The organism is Mycobacterium sp. 852002-53434_SCH5985345 (assembly GCF_001667155.1).
Classification (GTDB): Bacteria; Actinomycetota; Actinomycetes; order Mycobacteriales; family Mycobacteriaceae; genus Mycobacterium.
The window spans coordinates 1-21,910 of the sequence record NZ_LZIE01000041.1; the positions used below are offsets into that span (position 1 = coordinate 1).

17 protein-coding genes and 1 pseudogene are annotated in these 21,910 nt (G+C 64.9%); 12 read left to right on the forward strand and 6 right to left on the reverse strand.

The window, feature by feature from the left end; all coding sequences use genetic code 11:
* Positions 1–1,073: cell wall metabolism sensor histidine kinase WalK (locus A5756_RS08820; protein ID WP_066950808.1), on the forward strand; the 1,073-nt coding region annotated here is incomplete at its 5' end.
* A 52-nt stretch (positions 1,074–1,125) separates the two neighbouring features.
* Here the strand turns inward: A5756_RS08820 and A5756_RS25370 are convergent.
* From A5756_RS25370 to A5756_RS08830, 3 genes are all read right to left on the reverse strand, one after another.
* Entirely contained in the window at positions 1,126–1,365 is a 240-nt protein-coding gene (locus A5756_RS25370; RefSeq protein ID WP_082959047.1) for a hypothetical protein, read from the reverse strand.
* Between the two features lie 128 nt (positions 1,366–1,493).
* Entirely contained in the window at positions 1,494–2,285 is a 792-nt protein-coding gene (locus A5756_RS08825) for a trypsin-like serine protease (RefSeq protein ID WP_066950699.1), read from the reverse strand.
* Positions 2,286–2,420: 135 nt separating this feature from the next.
* A complete protein-coding gene (locus A5756_RS08830) occupies positions 2,421–3,188 on the reverse strand; it encodes a TVP38/TMEM64 family protein (RefSeq protein WP_066950704.1) in 768 nt (255 codons plus the stop codon).
* Between the two features lie 169 nt (positions 3,189–3,357).
* Here A5756_RS08830 and mutA point away from each other — a divergent pair, with 169 nt between their 5' ends.
* The 8 genes from mutA (at position 3,358) to A5756_RS08870 (ending at position 14,328) form a co-directional block, all read left to right on the forward strand.
* Positions 3,358–5,235 (forward strand): methylmalonyl-CoA mutase small subunit, encoded by a 1,878-nt coding sequence (mutA, locus tag A5756_RS08835; protein WP_066950708.1) that lies wholly within the window; start codon positions 3,358–3,360, stop codon positions 5,233–5,235.
* A gap of 5 nt (positions 5,236–5,240) precedes the next feature.
* Complete coding sequence (scpA, locus tag A5756_RS08840; RefSeq protein WP_066950713.1) at positions 5,241–7,493, forward strand: methylmalonyl-CoA mutase; 2,253 nt, start codon at positions 5,241–5,243, stop codon at positions 7,491–7,493.
* Positions 7,494–8,483 carry a methylmalonyl Co-A mutase-associated GTPase MeaB gene (meaB, locus tag A5756_RS08845; RefSeq protein WP_066950717.1) on the forward strand — a complete coding sequence of 330 codons (990 nt, stop codon included), beginning with the start codon at positions 7,494–7,496 and terminating at the stop codon, positions 8,481–8,483.
* A gap of 62 nt (positions 8,484–8,545) precedes the next feature.
* Positions 8,546–9,832 (forward strand): serine hydrolase domain-containing protein, encoded by a 1,287-nt coding sequence (locus A5756_RS08850; protein ID WP_066950721.1) that lies wholly within the window; start codon positions 8,546–8,548, stop codon positions 9,830–9,832.
* Positions 9,833–10,053: 221 nt separating this feature from the next.
* Positions 10,054–11,736 (forward strand): glycosyltransferase family 2 protein, encoded by a 1,683-nt coding sequence (locus tag A5756_RS08855; RefSeq protein ID WP_066950726.1) that lies wholly within the window; start codon positions 10,054–10,056, stop codon positions 11,734–11,736.
* Positions 11,737–11,852: 116 nt separating this feature from the next.
* Positions 11,853–12,800, forward strand: a complete 948-nt coding sequence (locus A5756_RS08860; RefSeq protein ID WP_066950729.1) for a daunorubicin/doxorubicin resistance ABC transporter ATP-binding protein DrrA — start codon at positions 11,853–11,855, stop codon at positions 12,798–12,800.
* On the forward strand, positions 12,797–13,540 hold the full coding sequence (locus tag A5756_RS08865) for an ABC transporter permease (RefSeq protein ID WP_066950733.1): 744 nt from the start codon (positions 12,797–12,799) through the stop codon (positions 13,538–13,540). The genes A5756_RS08860 and A5756_RS08865 overlap by 4 nt, the downstream gene beginning before the upstream one ends.
* Complete coding sequence (locus A5756_RS08870; RefSeq protein WP_082948122.1) at positions 13,540–14,328, forward strand: ABC transporter permease; 789 nt, start codon at positions 13,540–13,542, stop codon at positions 14,326–14,328. The genes A5756_RS08865 and A5756_RS08870 overlap by 1 nt, the downstream gene beginning before the upstream one ends.
* Positions 14,329–14,379: 51 nt before the next feature.
* On the opposite strand, the pseudogene A5756_RS26435 reads toward A5756_RS08870, so the two are convergent.
* A pseudogene (locus A5756_RS26435) lies at positions 14,380–14,692 on the reverse strand (glycosyltransferase); the annotation flags it as partial.
* A 337-nt stretch (positions 14,693–15,029) separates the two neighbouring features.
* On the opposite strand from A5756_RS26435, the gene A5756_RS08875 reads away from it, so the two are divergent.
* On the forward strand, positions 15,030–15,971 hold the full coding sequence (locus tag A5756_RS08875; protein WP_197505753.1) for a glycosyltransferase family 2 protein: 942 nt from the start codon (positions 15,030–15,032) through the stop codon (positions 15,969–15,971).
* Between the two features lie 774 nt (positions 15,972–16,745).
* Here A5756_RS08875 and A5756_RS25380 read toward each other — a convergent pair.
* Positions 16,746–17,732: a class I SAM-dependent methyltransferase gene (locus A5756_RS25380; protein ID WP_082960010.1), complete on the reverse strand. Its 987-nt coding sequence runs from the start codon at positions 17,730–17,732 to the stop codon at positions 16,746–16,748.
* Between the two features lie 381 nt (positions 17,733–18,113).
* On the opposite strand from A5756_RS25380, the gene A5756_RS08880 reads away from it, so the two are divergent.
* On the forward strand, positions 18,114–18,890 hold the full coding sequence (locus tag A5756_RS08880) for a hypothetical protein (RefSeq protein ID WP_066950738.1): 777 nt from the start codon (positions 18,114–18,116) through the stop codon (positions 18,888–18,890).
* A gap of 569 nt (positions 18,891–19,459) precedes the next feature.
* Positions 19,460–20,491: a sulfotransferase family protein gene (locus A5756_RS08885; protein WP_066950742.1), complete on the forward strand. Its 1,032-nt coding sequence runs from the start codon at positions 19,460–19,462 to the stop codon at positions 20,489–20,491.
* Positions 20,492–20,610: 119 nt separating this feature from the next.
* Here the strand turns inward: A5756_RS08885 and A5756_RS08890 are convergent, their stop codons facing one another.
* On the reverse strand, positions 20,611–21,894 hold the full coding sequence (locus A5756_RS08890; RefSeq protein WP_066950758.1) for a glycosyltransferase: 1,284 nt from the start codon (positions 21,892–21,894) through the stop codon (positions 20,611–20,613).
* Positions 21,895–21,910: the final 16 nt, after the last annotated feature.

Sequence of the window (21,910 nt, forward strand, 5' to 3'; positions counted from 1 at the left end):
CGCCCCCACCGCCCCCCCCCCCCCCCACCGCGACGGCCCTGGTGCGTCCGCTGCCGGATGGCGCCCGGGTGATCCTCGTCGCCGACACCACCCAAACCACGCAGGTGACGCATCAGTTGCGGCTGCTGATGATCGGGGCGGGCGTGGCAACCCTGGTGGCCGCCGCGCTGTTGTTGGTGGCGGTCAGCCGGGTGGCGTTGCGCCCGCTGGACCGGCTGACGGCGCTGGCCAACGACATCCGCACGGGTGATCGCGGGCGACGGTTGCGACCCGACCGCGCGAATACTGAATTAGGCCGCGCGGCAAGCGCTTTCGACGGAATGCTGGACGCTTTGGAGGCCTCGGAGCGCCGGGCGCAGCGCGCCGCCGACGCGGCCCAGCGCGCCGAGACGGCTACCCGGCGCTTCCTCGTGGACGCCGCCCATGAACTGCGCACCCCGATCGCCGGGATTCAGGTCGCCGCCGAGCAACTCGCCAACAGCGCCTCCCAGCAAGGCGACGACGGGGCAGACGGTCAATATCGCCGGGCCAGCCTGCTGCTGTCGGACGCCCGCCGCGCCGGTCGGCTCGTCTCCGACATGCTCGATCTGAGCCGCATCGACGCCGGGCTGCCGTTGGACACCCAGCACGTCGACCTGGCCGCGATCGCGGACGCCGAAGCCGACCGAGCGGCCATGCTGGCACCGCAACTCGCCGTCCGTCGCACGGGCCTGGCCGAGCTGACTGTCAACGCGGACCCCACCCGGCTCGCGCAGATCCTGTCCAATCTGCTCGACAACGCTCGTCGATACACCTCGCCGGGAGGCTCCATCATGATCGACGTCCGCACGCACGAAGGCACCGTGGAGGTGACCGTAACCGACAGCGGGCCCGGCATTCCCGACGACGAGCGGGAGCGGATCTTCGAGCGCCTGGTGCGGCTGGACGCCGGGCGCGCCCGCGATCACGGCGGCGCCGGGCTGGGCCTGCCGATCGCCCGGGCGCTGGCGCGTGCGCACGGCGGCGAGCTGGTGTGTTTGCCGCACGACGGCGGTGCCGAATTTCGGCTTACCCTGCGGGTCGAACGCCGGTGAGTGGTGACCGCCCCGGATGAGGCGGCCACCACTCCGTGCGCCTAGCCCGACGTCAGAATCCCGGCGGCGGTGGCCGGAAAGGGTCGCCCGGCCCCTGTGGTGGGGGCGGCCCAACCGGTCCACCCGGCCCCGGTGGCCCGCCGAACGGTCCCCCCGGATGCTGCGGTCCCGGCTGTCCGGGCGGCGGTGGCGGTGGCGGATCCGCACTCGCCACCGCGGCGCCGAAGCCGGCCACGGCCGCCCCGAGGGCGCCCGCGAGCAGCGAACCGGCGATGAGTTGTTTGATTTTCACTCGGCCCATCTCTCCCTTGCTGTAGACGGTCATTCACCCGTTGGGTGCGCAACTGCGCCTCGCGCACCGCAACGTTCGCGACGCTAGGAAGTCAGCCTGAAGTCAACCTGAAGGAGAACCGCGAACCGTCAGCCGGACGGGGCCGCCGCGATCACTGCGGTGAGCCGCCACTTGTCCAGCCACGGCTGGATGAGTTCGGCGACCGAGAACTTCGCCGGGACCGAGCACCCGGGCTTATGCCTGAACGGGTCACCCCCGCGGATCAGGATGCCGACGGCGCGAACCGTGCCGTTGCCTTCGTCGAGATAGACGGGGCCGCCGGAATCGCCGCATTGGCCGGGCGCCATGAACACGACCTTGCTGCCGGTGACCTCGGTGATCGGACCGCAGGTGGCCTCGCCCGAGCCCATGCCGAATTTGCACAGTTCCTGGCCGGGCTGCAGGTCGGTGGCGACGCCGGAGACCGGCAAGGAGGCCCCGATGGCCGGGTTCTGCGGGACGTTGTCGCCGTTGAGCACGATGAGGCCGATGTCGTGCTGTTCGCTGTGAACGCCCTCGCTGACCGTCTGGCTGAACGTGCCCAGCGTCGCATAGGGGAGGATGCCGGCGAAGTTCATCGTCACCTTGCTGGCCCCGCCGGAGCGGTTGCAGTGGCCCGCGGTGAGGACACCGACCTGACCGGTGCTGGTGCGCACCAAAAACCCGGCGGTGCAGCCCATTCCGCCCGTCCCGTCGGCGTACTGGACGTAAATGCCCGCACCGGGGCCGACGGCAGTCGACGCGGGCAGATCGATCGGCGACAGGAGCGGCGGCGGGGCGGCATCGTGCGCCGGGCCGGAATTCCTCGGCAACATGTAGACGGCGGTGATGAAGGCGGTGGCGCAGAAGAGCGCCGCAATGACCAACAACGCGGAATGCATCCTGGACCGCGGCGGGTACGGCGCTTGGATTCCGGCCAACAGCCCCCCTTTGAGCGTGGCGCCGGTGATTCTGCGTTCCAGCTTGCCAGCTTCGGCCCGGCGGCCGTGGCGATTAGGCAGATTTGCTGCGGGAGATCAGCTGATGGCGGCCGGCTCGGGGGAGGGCCGGTCAGCGGAGGAACTGTGCGCGCGGCGATGGTGCCGGCGGTAGTGGCGGATCTCGATGACCAAGCCCGTCAGACCCAGGGTCGCCGTGCACACCGACACCAGGTACAGCAGTGAGCTGGGGTGACCGGCGAGCGCGTCGCCGAGGATCACCACGGCGGCGGTGCCGGGCAGCAGGCCGCCCAGCGTGGCCAGGGTGTACGGCAGCACCCGGACCGTCGAGGCACCGGCGGCGTAGTTGATCGCCGAAAACGGCACGGCGGGAATCAGTCGCAGCGACAAGATGGCCAGCCAGCCCCGCTGCCGCAAGCGCTCGTCCACGGTGTCGATGGACCGGTGGCGAACCAGGCGGTTCAGCCGCCACCCGGCCGCGCGCACCAGCAGCATCGCGATCACCGCGCTCGCGGTGCTGGCACCCACCGCGATCGCCACACCCGTCAGCGGGCCGAACAGCAGCCCGGCGGCCAGGGTGAACGCCGTCCGCGGAACCGGCACGACGGTGGCCACGATGTGCGCGGCCAGAAACGCCAGCGGGAACCAGGGGCCGACCGACTCCGCCCAATCGCGCATCTGCACCGGGGTGGGCACCGGCAGCCATGAGGCGGCCGCGATCAACAGTGTGATACCGACCACTGTGGCGATCACCCGGGGCCGCGACAGCAGACGCGCGGCGGAGCCCAGCGCGCCGCCGAGGTCGCGCAGCGTCCGGTTGATTCTGCAGGTGGCGGAAGCCGTCACGCCTGTAAAGGTTACGGGGCGCAGGTGAATAACTCGTTTCCCGAGGCTGGCGTTTCATCACCGGCCTGCCTTGCTGGTCGCGCCGCGCGGTTTTCAGCCGACAGGCTCGATCAATTAGCCTCATTAGTAAGTCGCAGGCCCCATTTGCTGGCAAAAAAGGGAGCAATCGGTGTCCATTGATGTACCCGAGCTCGCCGAACTAGAACAGGTTCGCGGGCGTTGGCGCAGTGCGGTCGCCGGCGTGCTGTCGAAAAGCACCCGGAAGGACCCCGACGAGCTCGGTGACCAGCCCGAGCGGCTGCTGGAAACCCCGACCTATGACGGCATCGCCGTCCGGGCGCTGTACACGGCGCTGGACGAGCTGCCGGAGCCGCCGCTGCCGGGCGAGTGGCCTTTCGTGCGGGGCGCCGACGCGCTGCGCGACGTCAAGTCCGGCTGGAAGGTGGCCGAGGCGTTCCCCGCCGATCGCGTCGCCGGGGTAACGGCCCAGGATGTCAACTCGGCGGTGCTCGAAGCACTCGGCAACGGGGCCGGCGCGCTGGTGCTGCGGGTGGGCGAATCCGGCGTGACGGTCGACCAGCTCGCCGACGCCCTGCAGGGCGTGCACCTGAGCATGGCGCCGGTCATCGTCGACCCGGGCGCGGACTACTCCGCCGCAGCCGACGTCATGTTGGCGTTGGCCGCCGGCGTCCAACCAGACCAGCGCGAAATACTCTCGATCGACCTGGGCGGCGACCCCTTCACCGCGGCACTGAGCGATCGTCCCGTGCCCGCGGTGGACGAGGTTGTCGCGGTCGCCAAGCGCGCGGCCCGGGAGCGCGGCGTGCGTGCGATCACCGTCGACGGGCCCGCCTTCCACAACCTGGGCGCCAACGCGACGTGGGAGCTGGCCGGCACCGTGGCCGCCGGGGTGACCTATCTCCGGACGCTCACCGAGTCGGGCATGTCGGTCGGGGAGGCGTTGCGGCAGATCAGTTTCCGGCTGGCCGCCGATGACGACCAGTTCGTGACGCTCGCCAAGATGCGGGCCGTGCGCCACCTGTGGGCGCGGGTAGCGGAGGTCGTCGGTGACCCCGACGGCGGCGCCGTCACCGTGCACGCCGAAACGTCGCTGCCGATGATGACCCAACGCGACCCGTGGGTGAACATGCTGCGCTGCACGCTGGCCGCCTTCGGTGCGGGCGTCGGCGGCGCCGACACCGTGCTGGTGCTCCCGTTCGACGTGGCGATCCCGGGCGGCTTCCCCGGCACGGCCAGAAGCTTCGCGCGCCGGATCGCCCGCAACACGCAGCTGCTGCTCTTGGAGGAGTCGCACGTCGGCCGTGTGCTGGACCCGGCGGGCGGTTCCTGGTTCGTCGAGGACCTCACCGCCCGGCTCGCGGAGCAGGCCTGGGAGCACTTCCAGGCCATCGAGGCGCGCGGCGGCTTCGTCGAGGCGCGCCAGTACGTCGCCGACCAGATCGCCGAGGTCGCCGCGCGCCGCGCCGACGACATCGCGCACCGTCGCACGGCGATCACCGGTGTCAACGAGTTCCCGAATCTCACCGAACCCGCCCTGCCGCACGATGATTCGTCGGCTTCACCGCTGGCCGCGGGCAACCTGCAGCGGTACGCCGCCGCATTCGAGGCGTTGCGCGACCGTTCCGACGCCTTCCTGGCCAGCACCGGTGCGCGTCCGCAGGCGTTGTTGCTTCCGTTGGGCCCGCTGGCCGAGCACAACATCCGGGCCACGTTCGCCGCAAACCTGCTGGCGTCGGGCGGCATCGAAGCCGTCAATCCGGGCACGGTCGATGCCGCCGGTGTCGCGAAGGCGGTCGCCGACGCGGGATCGCCGAGCGCGGCGGTCATCTGCGGCACCGACAAGCGCTACCAGGACGAGGCCGCCGCGATTGTCGAGGCGGCCCGAACCGCCGGTGTGTCGAGGGTCTATCTGGCCGGACCGGAGAAGGCCGTGGCCGACGCCGAGCACCGGCCCGACGAATTCCTGACCGCGAAAATCAATGCGGTCGAGGCCCTTTCGAACCTGCTGACTCGACTGGGAGCGTAGCCGCCATGACCACAACCGCACCCGTGATCGGTAACTTCGCCGACGTCCCGCTGAACGGCGACCGCCCGTTGTCGCCGCCCAACGAAGCCGCCGTGGAAAAGCACGTCGCGGCCGCCGCGGCGGCGCACTGGTACACGCCCGACCAGCTCGAGTGGCACACGCCCGAAGACATCGCCGTCAAGCCGGTGTACATCGGCGCCGACCGGGCCGCCGCGGTGGCCGGCGGTTACCCGCTGAACAGCTTCCCCGGCGAACCGCCCTTCCTGCGCGGCCCGTACCCCACGATGTACGTCAACCAGCCGTGGACCATCCGCCAGTACGCGGGGTTCTCCACCGCGGCGGAGTCGAACGCGTTCTACCGCCGCAACCTGGCGGCCGGCCAGAAGGGCCTGTCGGTGGCCTTCGACCTGGCCACCCACCGCGGCTACGACTCCGACCATCCCCGCGTCCAGGGCGACGTCGGAATGGCCGGTGTGGCAATCGATTCCATTCTTGATATGCGTCAGCTGTTCGACGGTATCGACCTCTCGACGGTGTCGGTGTCGATGACCATGAACGGCGCCGTGCTGCCGATCCTGGCGCTGTACGTGGTGGCCGCCGAGGAGCAGGGGGTGCCGCCGGAGAAGCTGGCGGGCACCATCCAGAACGACATCCTCAAAGAATTCATGGTGCGCAACACCTACATCTATCCGCCCAAGCCGTCGATGCGGATCATCTCCGACATCTTCGGCTACACCAGCGCGAAGATGCCGAAGTTCAACTCCATCTCGATCTCCGGCTATCACATCCAAGAGGCCGGCGCCACAGCCGATTTGGAACTGGCCTACACGCTGGCCGATGGCGTCGACTACATCAAGGCGGGCCTGGACGCCGACCTGGACATCGACAAGTTCGCGCCGCGACTGTCGTTCTTCTGGGGCATCGGGATGAACTTCTTCATGGAGGTCGCCAAGCTGCGGGCGGGCCGGTTGCTGTGGAGCGAGCTGGTTGCCCAGTTCAACCCGAAGAACCCCAAATCGCTGTCGCTGCGCACACATTCGCAGACGTCCGGCTGGTCGCTGACCGCCCAGGACGCATTCAACAACGTCGCGCGCACCTGCATCGAGGCCATGGCCGCGACCCAGGGCCACACCCAGTCGCTGCACACCAACGCCCTCGACGAGGCGCTGGCGCTGCCCACGGACTTCTCCGCGCGCATCGCGCGCAACACCCAGCTGCTGCTGCAGCAAGAGTCGGGCACCACGCGGCCCATCGACCCGTGGGGCGGCTCGTACTACGTGGAGTGGCTGACCCACCAGCTCGCGCAGCGCGCCCGCGCGCACATCGCGGAGGTGGCCGAGCACGGCGGCATGGCCCAGGCCATCAACGAGGGCATCCCGAAGCTGCGCATCGAGGAGGCCGCCGCGCGGACCCAGGCCCGCATCGACTCCGGGATCCAGCCGGTGATCGGCGTCAACAAGTATCAGGTCGAAGAGGACCAGGAGGTCGAGGTCCTCAAGGTCGAGAACAGCCGGGTGCGCGCCGAGCAGCTGGCCAAACTCCAAGAGCTGCGGGCCGGCCGCGACCAGTCCGCCGTCGACGCCGCCCTCGCCGACCTGTCCCGGGCCGCCGCCGCGCACGGTCGCGCCGGCGAGGACGGGTTGGGTAATAATCTGCTGGCGCTGGCGATCAACGCCGCCCGAGCCAAGGCCACGGTCGGGGAGATCTCCGACGCGCTGGAAAAGGTATACGGCCGGCACCAGGCGGAGATCCGCACCATCGCCGGCGTCTACCGCGACGAAGCCGGAAAGGCCCAGAACATCGCAACCGCCACCGAACTAGTCGAGAAGTTCGCCGAGGCCGACGGCCGCCGGCCCAGGATTCTGGTGGCCAAGATGGGCCAGGACGGTCACGACCGCGGGCAGAAGGTGATCGCGACGGCCTTCGCCGACCTCGGCTTCGACGTCGACGTCGGCTCGCTGTTCTCCACACCCGAGGAGGTCGCCCGCCAGGCCGCCGACAACGACGTGCACGTCGTCGGCGTTTCGTCGCTGGCCGCCGGTCACCTGACGCTGGTACCGGCACTTCGTGACGCGCTCGCCGAGGTCGGACGGCCCGACATCATGATCGTGGTCGGCGGGGTCATCCCGCCCGGTGACTTCGACGAGCTCTACCAGGCCGGGGCCGCCGCCATCTTCCCGCCCGGGACGGTGATCGCCGAGGCCGCGATCGGCTTGCTGCACAAGCTTGCCGAGCGACTGGGTTACACGCTCGACTAGATGGCAGCCCGCAAGAGCGACACCGTCGAGGCGTTGGCCGACGCCGTTCGCGGCGGCGACCGCGCGGCGCTGCCGCGGGCCATCACGCTGCTGGAGTCCACCCGCGCCGACCATCACGAGAAGGCGCAGCAGCTGCTGCTCGCGCTGACCCCGGACTCGGGCGACGCGCACCGCGTCGGCATCACCGGGACCCCCGGGGTGGGGAAATCCACCACCATCGAGGCCCTCGGCATGCATCTGATCGAGCAGGGCCACCGGGTCGCGGTGCTGGCCGTCGACCCGTCGTCGACGCGCAGCGGTGGATCGATCCTCGGCGACAAGACCCGGATGGCGCGGCTGGCGGTGCACCCGGATGCGTACATCCGCCCGTCGCCCACGTCGGGCACCCTGGGCGGCGTAGCAAAGGCCACCCGCGAGACGGTGGTGTTGTTGGAGGCCGCCGGTTTCGACGTGATCATCATCGAGACCGTCGGCGTCGGTCAGTCCGAGGTGACGGTGGCCAACATGGTCGACACGTTCGTGCTGCTGACCCTGGCGCGCAGCGGCGATCAGCTGCAAGGCATCAAGAAGGGCGCGCTGGAGCTGGCCGACATCGTGGTGGTGAACAAGGCCGACGGGGAGCACCTCGCCGAGGCGCGGATGGCCGCGCGCGAGCTGTCCTCGGCGATCAGGCTGATTCACCCGCGTGAAACACTCTGGCGGCCGCCGGTTCTCACGATGAGCGCGACGGAGGGGACCGGCTTGCAGGAATTGTGGGACAACATCGAGCGTCATCGCCAGGTGCTCACCGAGGCCGGCGAGTTCGAGGCGCGCCGGCGCGCTCAGCAAGTCGACTGGACGTGGCAGATGGTGCGCGACACCGTCCTAAATCGGGTGCTGTCCAATCCGAAGGTGCGCAAGATGCGTGCCGACATCGAGCGCCAGGTCAAGGCGGGGGAGTTGACCCCCGCGCTTGCGGCGCAGCAAATATTAACGGCAGCGTCAGAATAACGGATAGATAAACAATCCGATTTCGCTCCGGGAAGGTGTGAAATCCAAGTAAATTCAAAAATGTGACGGTGGAAACCCGAGTCGATCGCCGCGCGGTCCCTGTCCACGATGACCTTGACGCAGGTCACCGTGTGTCCGGCGCGGCGGACTCACACTTCGGATGCGTCGTTCGCAGTTTCTCCAGCATGTTCCCCGCTCGCCGCTTCGGCGGCGGCGCGCTGGCGGTGTATCTGGACGGCCAACCCGTCGTGGACGTCTGGACGGGGTGGTCCGATCGAGGTGGCCATACGCCGTGGTCGGCCGACACCGCACCGATGGTGTTCTCGGCGACAAAGGGCATGGCGGCCACCGTCATTCACCGGCTCGCCGACCGCGGGCTGATCGACTACGAGGCGCCGGTTGCCGAGTACTGGCCGGACTTCGCGGCCAACGGCAAGGCGAACCTCACCGTGCGCGACGTGATGAGGCACGCTGCCGGCCTGTCGGGCCTGCGCGGCGCCAGCTCCGAAGACTTGCTGGACCACGTCGTGATGGAAGAACGGCTGGCCGCGGCGGCGCCGGGACGGCTGTTGGGCAAGTCGGCCTATCACGCGCTGACCTTCGGCTGGCTGATGTCCGGCCTCGCCCGGGGCGTGACCGGAAAAGGGATGCGAGTGCTGATCCGCGAGGAGCTCGCCGAGCCGCTGGGCACCGACGGGCTGTACCTGGGTCGGCCGCCGGTCGGGGCGCCGACGCGGGTCGCCCAGATCGTGGCGCCGCAGAACCTCGTGCGGAACCCGGTCCTGAGCTTCGTGACCCGCAGGGTGGCCAACGAGCTGTCCGGCGGATTCCGGTCCATGTACTTCCCGGGCATGGTTGCCGCCGTGCAGGGCGACACCCCCTTGCTGGACGCGGAGATCCCGGCGGCCAACGGCGTGGTGACGGCGCGTGGACTGGCACGAATGTACGGCGCCATCGCCAACGGCGGCGAGGTTGACGGCATCCGATTCCTGTCCCGCGAACTGGTCGCCGGCCTGACCGGTCGACGGAGCCTGCGCCCGGACCGAAACCTGTTCATGCCGCTGGCATTCCACCTGGGCTACCACAGCCTGCCCATCGGCAACGTGATGCCCGGCTTCGGCCATGTCGGGCTGGGCGGTTCGCTCGGCTGGACCGACCCGGCGAGCGGTGTGGCCTTCTCGCTGGTGCACAACCGGCTGCTGACGCCGTTCGTGATGACCGATCACGCGGCGTTCGTCGGCATCTACGCCCTGATTCGCAAGGCCGCCGAGAAGGCGCGCAAGCGCGGCTTCGAACCGGTGACCGAGTACGGAGCGCCGTTCTTCGAGCCGGGAGCCGTCGCCGGCTAACGTGATTTAGGTTTGCGTTCAAGGGTTTCCGCGGCCGAACCAACTGTGTTGTTCGCCGTGTCACGGCACCGCGGAAGCGTCGGCGCGCTCGAGGTTCTGCGCGCCGATGGGATCGAAGATGGCCCGAAGTGCTGAAGAACCGGGAATAATGTCCGGTGCCCTGGTGCGCACGACCTCCGAAAGGTTTGATCCGCGATGCACTTTGACCTGGCGCTACAAGCATGATCGAAGCGCTCGGGATCGCGATGGTGAAAAACGAGGCCGATGTCATTGAGGCATTCGTCCGACACAATTTGAACTTCATGGACGCGCTGGCCATCGTCGATAACGACTCGGTCGACGACACGCGGGAAATCCTCGTGCGGCTGCAACGTGAAGGGTTGCCCGTAATACTATTCGACGATCCGATCGTGGGTCACTTCCAGGCGGAAATTGTGACCGCGGTGTATCGCAGGGTAGTGCCCAAGTTCAAGCCACGCTTCGTGTTTTTGTTGGATGCCGACGAATTCATCGTCACACCGTCGCGGGAGGCGCTGTATTCCCAATTGCGTGCGATGCGCCCCGGTACGCAAGCCCAATATCGTTGGCGCACCTACATCCCCGCTCCCACGGGCCCGGAAGGCGATGCGTCAGATCCCCTACGGGGCATCACCCACCGGAAGGCGGACGAACACGCCTGGTGGAAACCCATCATCGTCACCAAGCCAAAGCTGGATACGAAACTACGGATCAAGCAAGGCAACCATGGCGCCACTTACTTCGGTCGGTCACTGCGCAAGATCAAGCTGAGGGACGTCACGATAGCCCACTTCCCGGTCCGCAGCGTCGACCAGTTCACCAGCAAAATCCTGGTTGGCTGGATCGCCAATCTCGAGCGGAATAGATATCGGCTCGATTTCGCACACGCGATTCACTGGAAGGTCGTATACGAGCGCATTATTCGCGGACCTTCGTTTTCGGCGGAGGATCTGACACGCGAAGCGCTCAAATACGCGGACTTCTCCGGGACTGAATTAACGTGGCCCAGCGACGTCGTGCGTGACCCCGTCGCACCTGGTTACGGGAGATTGACAGCGCAACCGGCGATCAGCTGCACGCCGCTGCAAAAAGTCGTGAGGTCCATCGACAGAATATTCAACCCGGAGGCCGACGCGTCCGGTCTAGCCTCCGACATCCAGATCCTGAAAAATTCGGGTGGGAAGATTGCGGTATGGCGGCGCGTGCAGCGGCCGTTCAAAGGCGGCGGGTCGGAACCAGCTTTGTACGCGGATTTACCACCCTTTCGTTATCTCGCGGAGCGCTATCGCCCCACATCCGTCCTGGCGATCGGCGGGGGTTCGAAGGCGTACCTGAAGTATTTCGCTGCTCATGGCGCCAAGCGGACCGCGAGCATCGACGGCTGCGAGCCCGTAGACCTAGCGGAGACCTTCGACCTGGTGATTTGTGTGCAGTCACCGCAACATATTCCGGGCGAGTCGGAATCCGCCCTCGTCAGGAACATCGCGCGCCGGGCGCGTGAGCGCATCGTCCTATCGGGCGGCGCGTGGCGCTCCGAAGCAGGCCTTTTCAACGGGCGGCCGATGTCACACTGGCTTGACTTGTTTGCGTCGGCCGGATGGCGCCCCTGCCTATTCGATTCCCTGGCACTGCAATCGCTTTCGACCTTTCCAGGGTTTCGTAGCAGCCTGGTGGTGCTCACGCGCGACGGTGCGGACGAAGAGACTGCGCGCGAACGCCTGATGGAGCTCGAGCGGAAATCGCCAAAGCGCAATAGGCGACAGCCCGCCGTTATCGCCCACTCGTTCGTCGAGGAAGAAGCTAAATTGTTGGCTCGTCGAGATTCTCGGGCTGTGGCGGCCGCGAACGTGTGGCTGCGCGCACTAATTTCCCGCATGTGGAAGTGAGTTTAACCGCCAATTACACCGCGGCCAGAGGTCCATGCTGGGTCGGCGTCGGCGGATACCCGGTGGGACGCCCCATACCGTCAACGCTCAGCAACGCACCATGAAATACTTCGTGAGTGAGCCCACTCGCGATTGAGGTTGTCGGCCTCACGAAGACATTCGGGGACAACACGCACGCACTGGGCGGCGTGAGCTTCTCCGTTCCCGCAGGGACGGTGTGCGGCCTGCTCGGCCACAACGGTGCCGGCAAGACGACCACCATCAACATCCTGTCGACGTTGATCCGCCCCACTTCGGGGCGTGCCTTCGTCAGCGGATACGACGTCGTTCGCCAGGCCGGCAAAGTGCGCGCCAGCATCGGGATGGCGGGCCAGTTCACGGGGATGGACCCATACCTGACCGGGCGGGAGAACCTCGTCTTGTTCGGCAGGCTGCGCGGCCTGCGTCGCCAGCAGGCGAAGGCTCGCGCCGACGAGCTTCTCGAACAGTTCGACCTCGTCGGGGCCGCCGATCGACGGGTCTCGACGTACTCGGGCGGCATGTGGCGACGCGTCGATCTTGCCAGCGCCCTGGTGGTGCTGCCGAGAGTGCTCTTCCTCGATGAGCCGACCACCGGGCTCGACCCACGTAGCCGTCGTGCCATGTGGTCATTTGTGAGTTCGTTGGCCCTGCAGGGTGTCACCGTGCTGCTCACCACGCAATATTTGGAAGAGGCCGACGTGCTGAGCGACTCGATCGTGCTCATCGACCACGGACAGGTGATCGCCAGCGGCACGGCCGAGGAACTCAAACAAAGGGTAGGCAGCAGCTACTGCCAGGTGACCCCCGCCAATCCGGCGGACCTGCCGAAGGTCGCGGCCGCGTTGGCCGGCCTCGAAGGGATCGATATCGACACCGAAATGAACTTCGTGTCGGTGCCGGCGCCCGAGGGGGTGGCCACACTGGGTGAGGTGTTTCGACGCATCGACGCAATCGGAATCGAACTCATCGACATCTCGCTGCGCAAACCCTCCTTGGACGAGGCGTTTATGCGCCTCACCGAGCGGCCCGTTGCCCAACCATGACAGCCCTGGGTGCACTCACCGAACGTTCGCTGCTCGCCGCGGCGCGAGACGGGGGCTTGATGTTCGAGATTTTCTCACCCGTCGGATATCTGGCCGGTTTTTCCCTGGCGCTGCACGGCCTGGTCGACACCGGACACGTCAGCTATTCGCAGTACCTGGTCCCCGCGGTCGCCATCCAGGCGGTGGTCTTGGTTGCGATGCTCACCGCAGACCGGGCAGCACGTGATCATCTGCATGGGCTGGGGGAGCGGCTGAAGACGTTGCCGATCGCCGCGGCAGTTCCGGTTGGTGCCCGGATAGCGGCGACCTTGGTCCGGGCCGCGCTCGCCCTGGCGGTGGCGATCGCGGCCGGCTACGCATTCGGATTCCGGATGACCGGCGGACTCCTGTATGCGTTGGCCTTCGTCGTCATCGCGTTGCTGCTGGGCTTAGCTGTGGCACTCGGCGCCGACGCGCTGGGTTCACTGACCAGCAGCCCCCAAGGGACCAGCCACGTACTGTTCGTTCCCCAACTTTTATTGTTCATGTTGTCCACCGGGATCGCCCCCGAGAGCAATTTTCCCGGGTGGTTGCGCCCGTATGTGCGCAACCAGCCGCTGTCAGTGGTCGCCGAAACACTGCGCGGCTTGGGCTCCGGCCACGTGGCGCTCGGCAATTTGGCGGCCAGCCTGGCCTGGTGTGGGGGGATGGTGCTGGTCTTCGGCGCGATCACGCTGCGTCTGCAGAGGCGGAGCCAGTGATGGCGGAAGCTCGGCTGCCAACCTCGCTAGTCACCCAAAGCTGGGTGCAAGCCGGTCGACTCCTCACCGAGTGGCGGCGCGAGCGTGCGGTGCTGGTGGGGTCCCTGATCGTCCCCGTTTGCCTCTTGCTCGTCTACGTCGTGGTGCTGGACGAGCGCGTGCACAAGCTCACCGGCGTCCAGAGTGTCTACGGCCTGGTTCCGGTGTGTGCGGTGCTGTCCGGGGTGTTCGGCGCCCTCAGCACTTCGCTTGGCATCGCGATGGAGCGCGATTCTGGACTGCTGAGCAGGATGTGGGTGCTGCCGGTTCACCGCGCAAGCGCGCTGACCGGGCGTTTGACGGCCGAGGCGGCGCGCGCCCTGCTCGGAACTGCCTTGATCACCGCCCTCGGGGTCGCGATGGGACTGCGCTTCACTCACGGCTGGGCCACAGTCCTGGTGTACGTCCTGATCCCCCCGATCATGGTGGTCGGGTTCACGACGCTGGTCATGGCGATCGCCATCCGTACCAACGGTGTTGCCCTCATGACCTGGCTGGCGGCCGGCACCGTTGCGCTGGCGTTCCTCAACCCGGGGACCACGCCGATCATGTTGTACCCCGACTGGCTTCGACCGTTCGTTCGTATGCAGCCGATGTCGGCGCCCATCGAGGCGATGTGGGGATTGGCCCACGGCGGCCCGCTGTTGTGGCCCCTCGCGCTAACTTTTTGCTGGGCGCTGGTGCTGTTCGCGGTTTTCATCCCGATCGCCGTGCGCGGCTACCGGAGCGCCGCCGAGTCGAGCGCTTGAGCCGCACTGTGGCAGTGCGATCCGTACCCCGAGAGGCAGAACGACGATACTTCAGGTGTTGCGAGCGCCAAATAGCCTCGAGCCGGCTTCGCGCACCTGAGACGTTCGGACACGAAACGACCGAACGTACCCTAGGAAGAGCGCGCGGCGACCTTCTTTGGTCCTCCATCGCATCAGGTTGAATATCCAAAGGTAAACCGGCAGCCGCTTCAAATATTCTTTGTCCTTACTCATGCTGACGCCGCTCATGTCGTTGTACCGGGCGACGACAATGTCCATGTATCGGGTGACGAGCGCGGGGTTGGAGAAGCAGCGGATATTGAAGTCCCCAATCGGCGCACGCGGGGTAGCGCAGGTTATAGGGGCGGTGTGTCGAGGTTGAGCGAAGGATCAAGTCAACGCAAGCGCCTTCGATCTCGACCGCCTGCTAGACGCCACCAACATCTGCTCAACGATCTTTACCGAGGTGAGCTTTTCGCCGGCATCGGCGGGGCACGCGACTGGTCGCGTCAAGTCGGCCATGCGACAGCACGTCGTGTTCGATGGCCGAAACATCTACGATCCTGAGCTAATGCGGGCGAGGGCTTCGAGTACCATGGGATGGGCTGGAACTAAGGCGAATTGGAAACTAAGGGGAATGGATACTTGAGAGCCATCCACATTCCGCTGACTATTCTCCGAGTCGCCGCAAGGATCGGACTGTGACAACGACGCCCCCGGTCATCTTGATCATGTTCAACCGGCCGGACACCGCCAGGCAGGTCTTCGAGGCAATCAGGGTCGCGAAGCCGAGGAAGCTCCTAGTAGTCGCCGACGGCCCGCGCGCGAATAGGCCTGACGATGTCGAGAAGTGCGCAGCGACGCGCGCCATCATCGACGAGGTCGATTGGGACTGCGAAGTTCATAGGAATTTCTCGGAGACGAACATGGGGTGTGGCCCCCGTAGCTCCTCCGGCATAACCTGGGCCTTCGAACTCGTCGATAAGGCGATAATCTTTGACGACGACTGCGTGCCCTCCGCATCGTTCTTCGCGTTCTGCGCTGACCTCCTCGATCGTTACGAAAGCGACGAGCGCGTCATGATGGTCTCCGGGAATAATCGTCTGTTCGGACGCGCCGAGACGGCGGATAGCTACTACTTCTCGAGATTTGCGCACCCGTGGGGCTGGGCCACTTGGCGGCGAGCCTGGGCGAAATTCGACATCAACATGACAAACTGGCCGGAAATCAGGGATCGGGGGCTCTTCGACCACTACTTTCGGAAAAGGAGCGAGCGCTTCTACTGGGAGTCCCTCTACCAATGTATTTATGAAGGCAACTTCGATGCTTGGGACTTTGCGTGGAACTACAGCATATGGGCGAACTCCGGCCTTTGCATCGCTCCTGCCCGGAATCTGGTACGGAACGTTGGGTTGTTCCACGCCGAGGCGACGCACAATATACAAGCTGTTTACGCTTCGCTGGGTGCCGAGGAGCTGGACCTGCCCCTCACTCACCCGGCGGCAGTCCTGGCGAGCTATGACAAAGACGAGCTCGAGGCGAGGCTCCGGTTTAAGTATGAGCAGGTCTTACCGTACCCCTTGAATAGGTACGCCACCTCCGCGCTCCGCAAAATCGCGAGTCTGCGTAGAAGCCTTGACTGAACTGTAGCTTCTGCTGTCGTAACCGCGGAAAACCCCTGTCTTGGAAGGGATCGCAGCATCCATCGGCAGCATCGACGACGAGGAATACGCCACGATGGAATGAATCGACCGGCACAACTCACGCAGACCGTACAGCAAGCTCAACTACTTCCCGCCCGAGGAAAACAAGAGCGCCTATTACCTCAAACCCAGGGATCCCCGTCGGCGACGCCTCAAGTGTGGAGCCGGCATCAACCGATACGGTTCAACCTCGTACTGACGAGGCGCTGCGGTTTGATCTCCTAGACCAAGCTCGACGAGCGACTACGGCGGCCCCTGGTCGGAGCGACCAGTCACCAGCGCCGCGCCATTGCCAAACACCTTGCGCACCATCGACACTCACACCCACGAACACATCGCCAACGCAGCGACTCCAACCAAAAGCGCCTGTAGCTCAGGGCAGCTCTCCCGCCTCAGCAAACGATACGAACTCACCTCACTGTGATAACGCCACCTGCCGGTGCCGTGCTGGTGAATGTTAGAGACTAAGGGCTGGCGTAAGTACCTATGGCGACGTACTCATCAATCTAACCGCAGATCGTGTTGATCTAAACCAGCTTGGGCTGAAATGAGGGACGTGCTTGAGCTCTAGGAATTCGGAATCCTTCGACCGCACCACCGAACGTGATGCCGACCGCGGTCTTCGCGACTTCAGCCCGGCGACTAAAATGCACGCCGGGCGAGCACACAGCTCACCTGCCCCATTATTGCAATTATTTAGCGTGTCGGCAGTGTTTATTCATCCCCATTTGACTTGGCACGCAAGACAAACCCAGTTTGGTCGCCACGGCCCTGCAGATTGAGCCGTTCTGCACGCTTTCGCCAATCCCTGATTTGCTTGGGCCGGAAGATCTGACGGATTTTGGGGTCGGTCAATGCAACGTCACGTCGATAGGCTTCGCTACCGAAAAACTGCAATTCATTCGAATCATCGAATGTCCTGTCGACTCGTAACCCGGCCCTATCCGCTGCCACCGTCATTCCCTGCCGTGAAGGTATAACGATATGCCGAGGCGCATCGAGCTGTACCCAGTCCTGCCGATAGATAGTCCACGCTTCGGATGAGGTCGTCGGCACGCGGACCAAGCAAATGCCTCCGGAAGCAAGCTTCTCGCCTGCCGCCGTAAGCGTCGCAACTAGGTCAGGGACGTGTTCCAGCGAATGGTTGAACATAATGAGATCAAAGTCACCCGTTACTTCGCTTAGATTTTGTTTCATGAGCGGCACGCCTCGGGGCGTCTCCCCATCGGACGCCAGGAACGGATCGGCACCACACAAGTTGCTGAATCCGGCTTTGGACAACCGGTCAAGCAGCGCACCGCCACCACAGCCTACGTCTAGGATTCGCGCGTCGCGTTCAATCCCGAGCTGGCCCAGCATTCTGACGGCACCGCCCAAGGCAGCACGGGCGCCAGACGAGAGGGCTACCAGAAGAGCACCGACCACCCACCCGCCAGTATGCAATTCAAAGCGGTCTCGCTGTGTATTCAGCCATTGTAAAACTCTAGGCTGAGCTAAAACAGCGTAGGAGTAATAATCTGGGGGATAATGGCGTGCGAGTTCTTCACCCTTGGGCACATTCACGATCTGTAACGTCTCGCACGCAGCGCAGCAATAATAGTAAAACAGTTCTTGGGTCCCGAACATCATCTCGCGCACTGCAGTCGTTTGATGGGGCCCAGTGGATCCGCATAGACGGCACTCTTGCGTAGCCTCGTCCATTTGGCCCTCCTTGACGAAGAATTCGACGCAACGAAAAGTGCAATGATGCTACGGCAGCATGCCCCGAGTCTCGTGGAACTTGTGTGACGACCCAAGGTGGATTTTAGGTGGCCGCACGGACAGTTTCGGTGTCGGGGCGGGCGTGTCGGTGTAAGGCGCCGACGAGCTGGGCCAAGCGGTGCCCTTGCAGCGGAACCGCAGCTGCGCCTACCAAAAGGTAGCCCCGTAGTTGGCCATGCGCGGGTTGGGGACCTGCCCAGTGCCTCGGGTGTTGACGTGGGCCTGCTGCACATAGGCGTTGCCTGAATTCGAAGCCGTGAAATAGCCGATGAGCACGGGCGTCGTCCGGTCTCGGATGGGGCTCGCCGTGGGCAAGCGTCGGTGTACGGTGAGCGCGTGTCTTTGCTCATTACGGTGCCGGTGTTCGGAGGACATGAGTACACCCACGCTCTTGTAGGGGACTTAGTTCGCGAGGGCGCCGAGTATCTGATTGTGGACAACAAGGGCGACTATCCAAAAATCGGAAACGAGCGGGTCACCACACCGGGCGAGAACCTCGGGTGGGCCGGCGGCAGCCAGCTTGGATTTCGAATTGCGTTCTCAGAGGGCTACTCCCACGCAATGACACTCAACAACGACACCCGCATCTCGAAGGGGTTCTTGACCGCCCTCCTCGACCCGCGCTTACCGCGGGACGCGGGGATTGTCGGGCCGATGACCGACCTGGGATTGCCTTGGGCGGTAGCCGGCAAGCAGCCTCCCGCTGCGGATTACGTTCCCAGGCCGCGATATCGAGTTGCCCCAGCGGTGGAGGGAACAGCGCTCGTGCTGTCCCGCGAATGCTGGCAGGCTACCGGCGGGATCAACCTAGAAAACTTCAAGCGCTACGGGTGGGGCGCAGACCTCGATCTTGCGCTACGTGCACGCAAGGCCGGATACGGCGTTTATGTAACCGAGATGGCCTATGTCAACCACTTCGGACGCAAGACCGCCAATATGCACTTCGGTCGTTGGCGGTACGACCTGGGCGGACGCCTGGCAATGGTGCAAGGATTGCGGAGAATCCACGGCTGGGGCGCAACCCTTGCGATATTGGGCAGAATGTCGATAGTCCTTCATCGCGAGTGGCCCCAGCAATTCCCACTGGATCCTGCCTGAAGATCCCCTTTTGCAGAAATCGTTCTATCTGAGAACGACGCGTTCGGTGTTAAAGGGTTGGGTACTACTGGGGATTATTCAGCCGGGCAGGCTCCTGCTCGAAGAGTGAGAGCCCAACTGAGTCTGGTTTGGACGTAGCGGTGTTTCGCAGCCAGCGGTTTGTGGCCACCTCAGACTGTGGATGTTTCGTCGCGAAAGTGGTTGGGGCCCAATTGATCAACACTACGTTGAAGGTCGACCACAGGTACTGGGCGAGGTCCGTATCGCGCGAATTGGCCGTAAGTCCCCTTCCGCGAGGCTCTGACAGCTGACCCGGCCCAATCTCTTGCCATCGCTGCGAAGGCCGCCGGTTGAAGGTGCACAGCTCAGCAGTGGGCAGCCGGTGGCCTTCACGATCGCAGCTAGCGTCGACGCTGCATCGGCGACCCTGGGCGCGCTGATGGAGAGTTACACCAACGGGATGCAATAGGGCATCGAACTGCACTAATCCCGCAAAGCCCGGCAATCAACACCACGCTGCGATAGCATCGCGGCCTACGGGCAGGAGAACTGAGAGGCTTCGATTCGCTATGAGATCCAACCGGCGGACCAGACCCATCGAAAGCGTTGTCGATACCCGCGAAGTCGCCAGTAGAAGCGCTGACCCGGGGACTGGGACCCGCCCGGTCATTCTTTTTGTGTTGGGGACACAACGGTCCGGAACCTCAGCACTCACACGGGTTCTCTCGTTATGCGGCGCCACGCTTCCGGCCGGGATGTTGGGCGCCGACGCCGGCAATCCCCGTGGCAACTGGGAGCCGCGCAAAGTCATTGCCATCAACGAAGCAATCCTGCACCGCCACGGCAGCGCCTGGTTCGATCCATCGTTGCGCATACTCGAGGACGGCGCCTTCAATGCCGACGAGAAGGCCGCCTGCGTCGAAGAGATCGCGGCGTATCTCACGACACTGCCAGCCGCACCGCTCGTGGTGATCAAAGACCCCAGGATAACGACCCTTTCGGAAATGTGGTTTGAGGCCTCGCGCATGGCCGGGTTTGACACTGCGGCCGTGATCGCGGTGCGTCACCCGGAAGAGGTGATCTCGTCGGTCGCGGCTTCGTGGCATATTGCGCCGGAGCTGTCGAGCGCCTTATGGCTCAAATACAACCTGCTGGCCGAGCGCGACACGCGTGGCATTCCACGTGTCTTCGTTGAGTACGCCGGCCTCCTTGACGACTGGCGCAGGGAGATCAAGCGGATTTCCATGGCGTTGCCAATCGATCTCACCACCCAAGCTGCCGATGCGGTCGACGAGTTTCTCACACCTGACCTTCGTCGTCAGAAAAATCGCGGGCCGGTGACAAACCGCTTCGGCACGGATTGGATATCTGCGGTTTACGACGCGCAGTGCATGGCCGCGCGAGACGAGTGTCCTGACGAGGGAATGCTCGATCACATCTTCGAATCGTATCGGGCGAGCGAGCGCGATTTCCGTTCTGCCCTCGAGGATTACCGCAAACTTTCTGGCGGTGTGCGCTCGCGAATTTTCCGGCCGGCCGTCGTGAAGCCGATGATCGAGCTCGTGGCGATGGCTCACCGGCGAAGAGGGACCTGGGCTTAGCCGATTAGCCCCTGGCGTTGCCCCGCAGCAGCTTTGGTTTCGCCCCGAACCTCGGTTTCACGCCGATCGCACTCGATGTGAACGAAGGCCCGTGCTCACCCGGCGGTTGGTGTTCGTGATCAGTTGACACACCTCGAACGGGCGAATTTTTCGACGAGATCGGCTGTGATAGAAACGGATTCGGTGGGTTTGGTCACCCGGGCGGCGAGCTCGCGGGCGCGGACGGCGTAGTCGGGCGCGAGGATTTCGCGCAGGTCCTTGACCAGCGTTTCGCGGGTGGTAGTCGAAAACCGCCGAGACGCCCCGACCTTCAAGCGTTTGAACTGGGCCCCCCAGATCGGCTGATCGGGCATCGTCCAAAGAATCAACGTGGGCACCCCGGCGCGCAGACTTGCGGCCGTGGTGCCGGCGCCCCCGTGATGAACCACCGCGCGGCAAGCAGGAAACGTCGCCGCGTAGTTGACTGCGCCCACCACCTTGACGTGGTCGAAATGGGGGACGTCGCTGAAATCGGTCCAGCCGGAGCAAATCAATGCCCGTTCCCCCAACTCGGCGCAGGCAGAGCTGATCATCTCGACGGTGGCGGCAGGAGACTCGACTGCGAAACTGCCGAAGCCGAAGCAAATCGGCGGCGTCCCCGCGGCGATCCAAGACGCGACCTCGTCATCGGCGTCCGTGGTCAACTCCATCGTCAGCGGGCCGACGAACGGCCGACGGTCACCCCACTTCGCCCACTCGGCCGCCAGCCCAGGGAAACAGACCTCGTCGTAAGCCTGGATTTCCAGCGAGCCGCGACTGGCAATCTGTCGCCACGAGGTGCCTCTTGCCTTCGGCAGGCCCAATTCGCGACGCTGCAGATCGTCAAGCTTCTTCGTCAGAAGGTGCCACGACACCAAACCCATTGCCGTCATCCCAAACTTGACCAACGGCGCCGGCAGCGGGCCAATGAGCTGCCCATTCGGCCGAATCGGGAAAAAGTGCAGGGTGGCGAACGGAATATCGTAATACTCGGCGACGTTGAACGCGGCCTGCTCGAAATTGAGGCCGGTCAGGAGCAGGTCGGCTCCGTCTGCCAGCGACAACAACGTCGTGTTCATGTGCGCCCACATATCGGCGACCGGATCCCAAAGTCCGTGCCATGCGTTGCGCAGATCGTTGACCTTCCAAAAATTATGGAATAGCAACGTCCAAAATTCGCGGTTGGCGTCGAGCCCCTCCTGGAGCCCGTCCACCGTGTCAATGCCGTACGCGACGGTCGTCAGGCCAGTCGATTCGACGAAGTCAACCAGGTTGGCCGGTACGGCAATCCGTACATCGTGGCCCCTGCGCAGCAGTTCGCGACCGACAGCGACCGAGGGCTCGATGTCACCGCGAGTTCCAAAGCTCGCCAAGGCAAACTTCATTCGGTCCCCGCCTTTT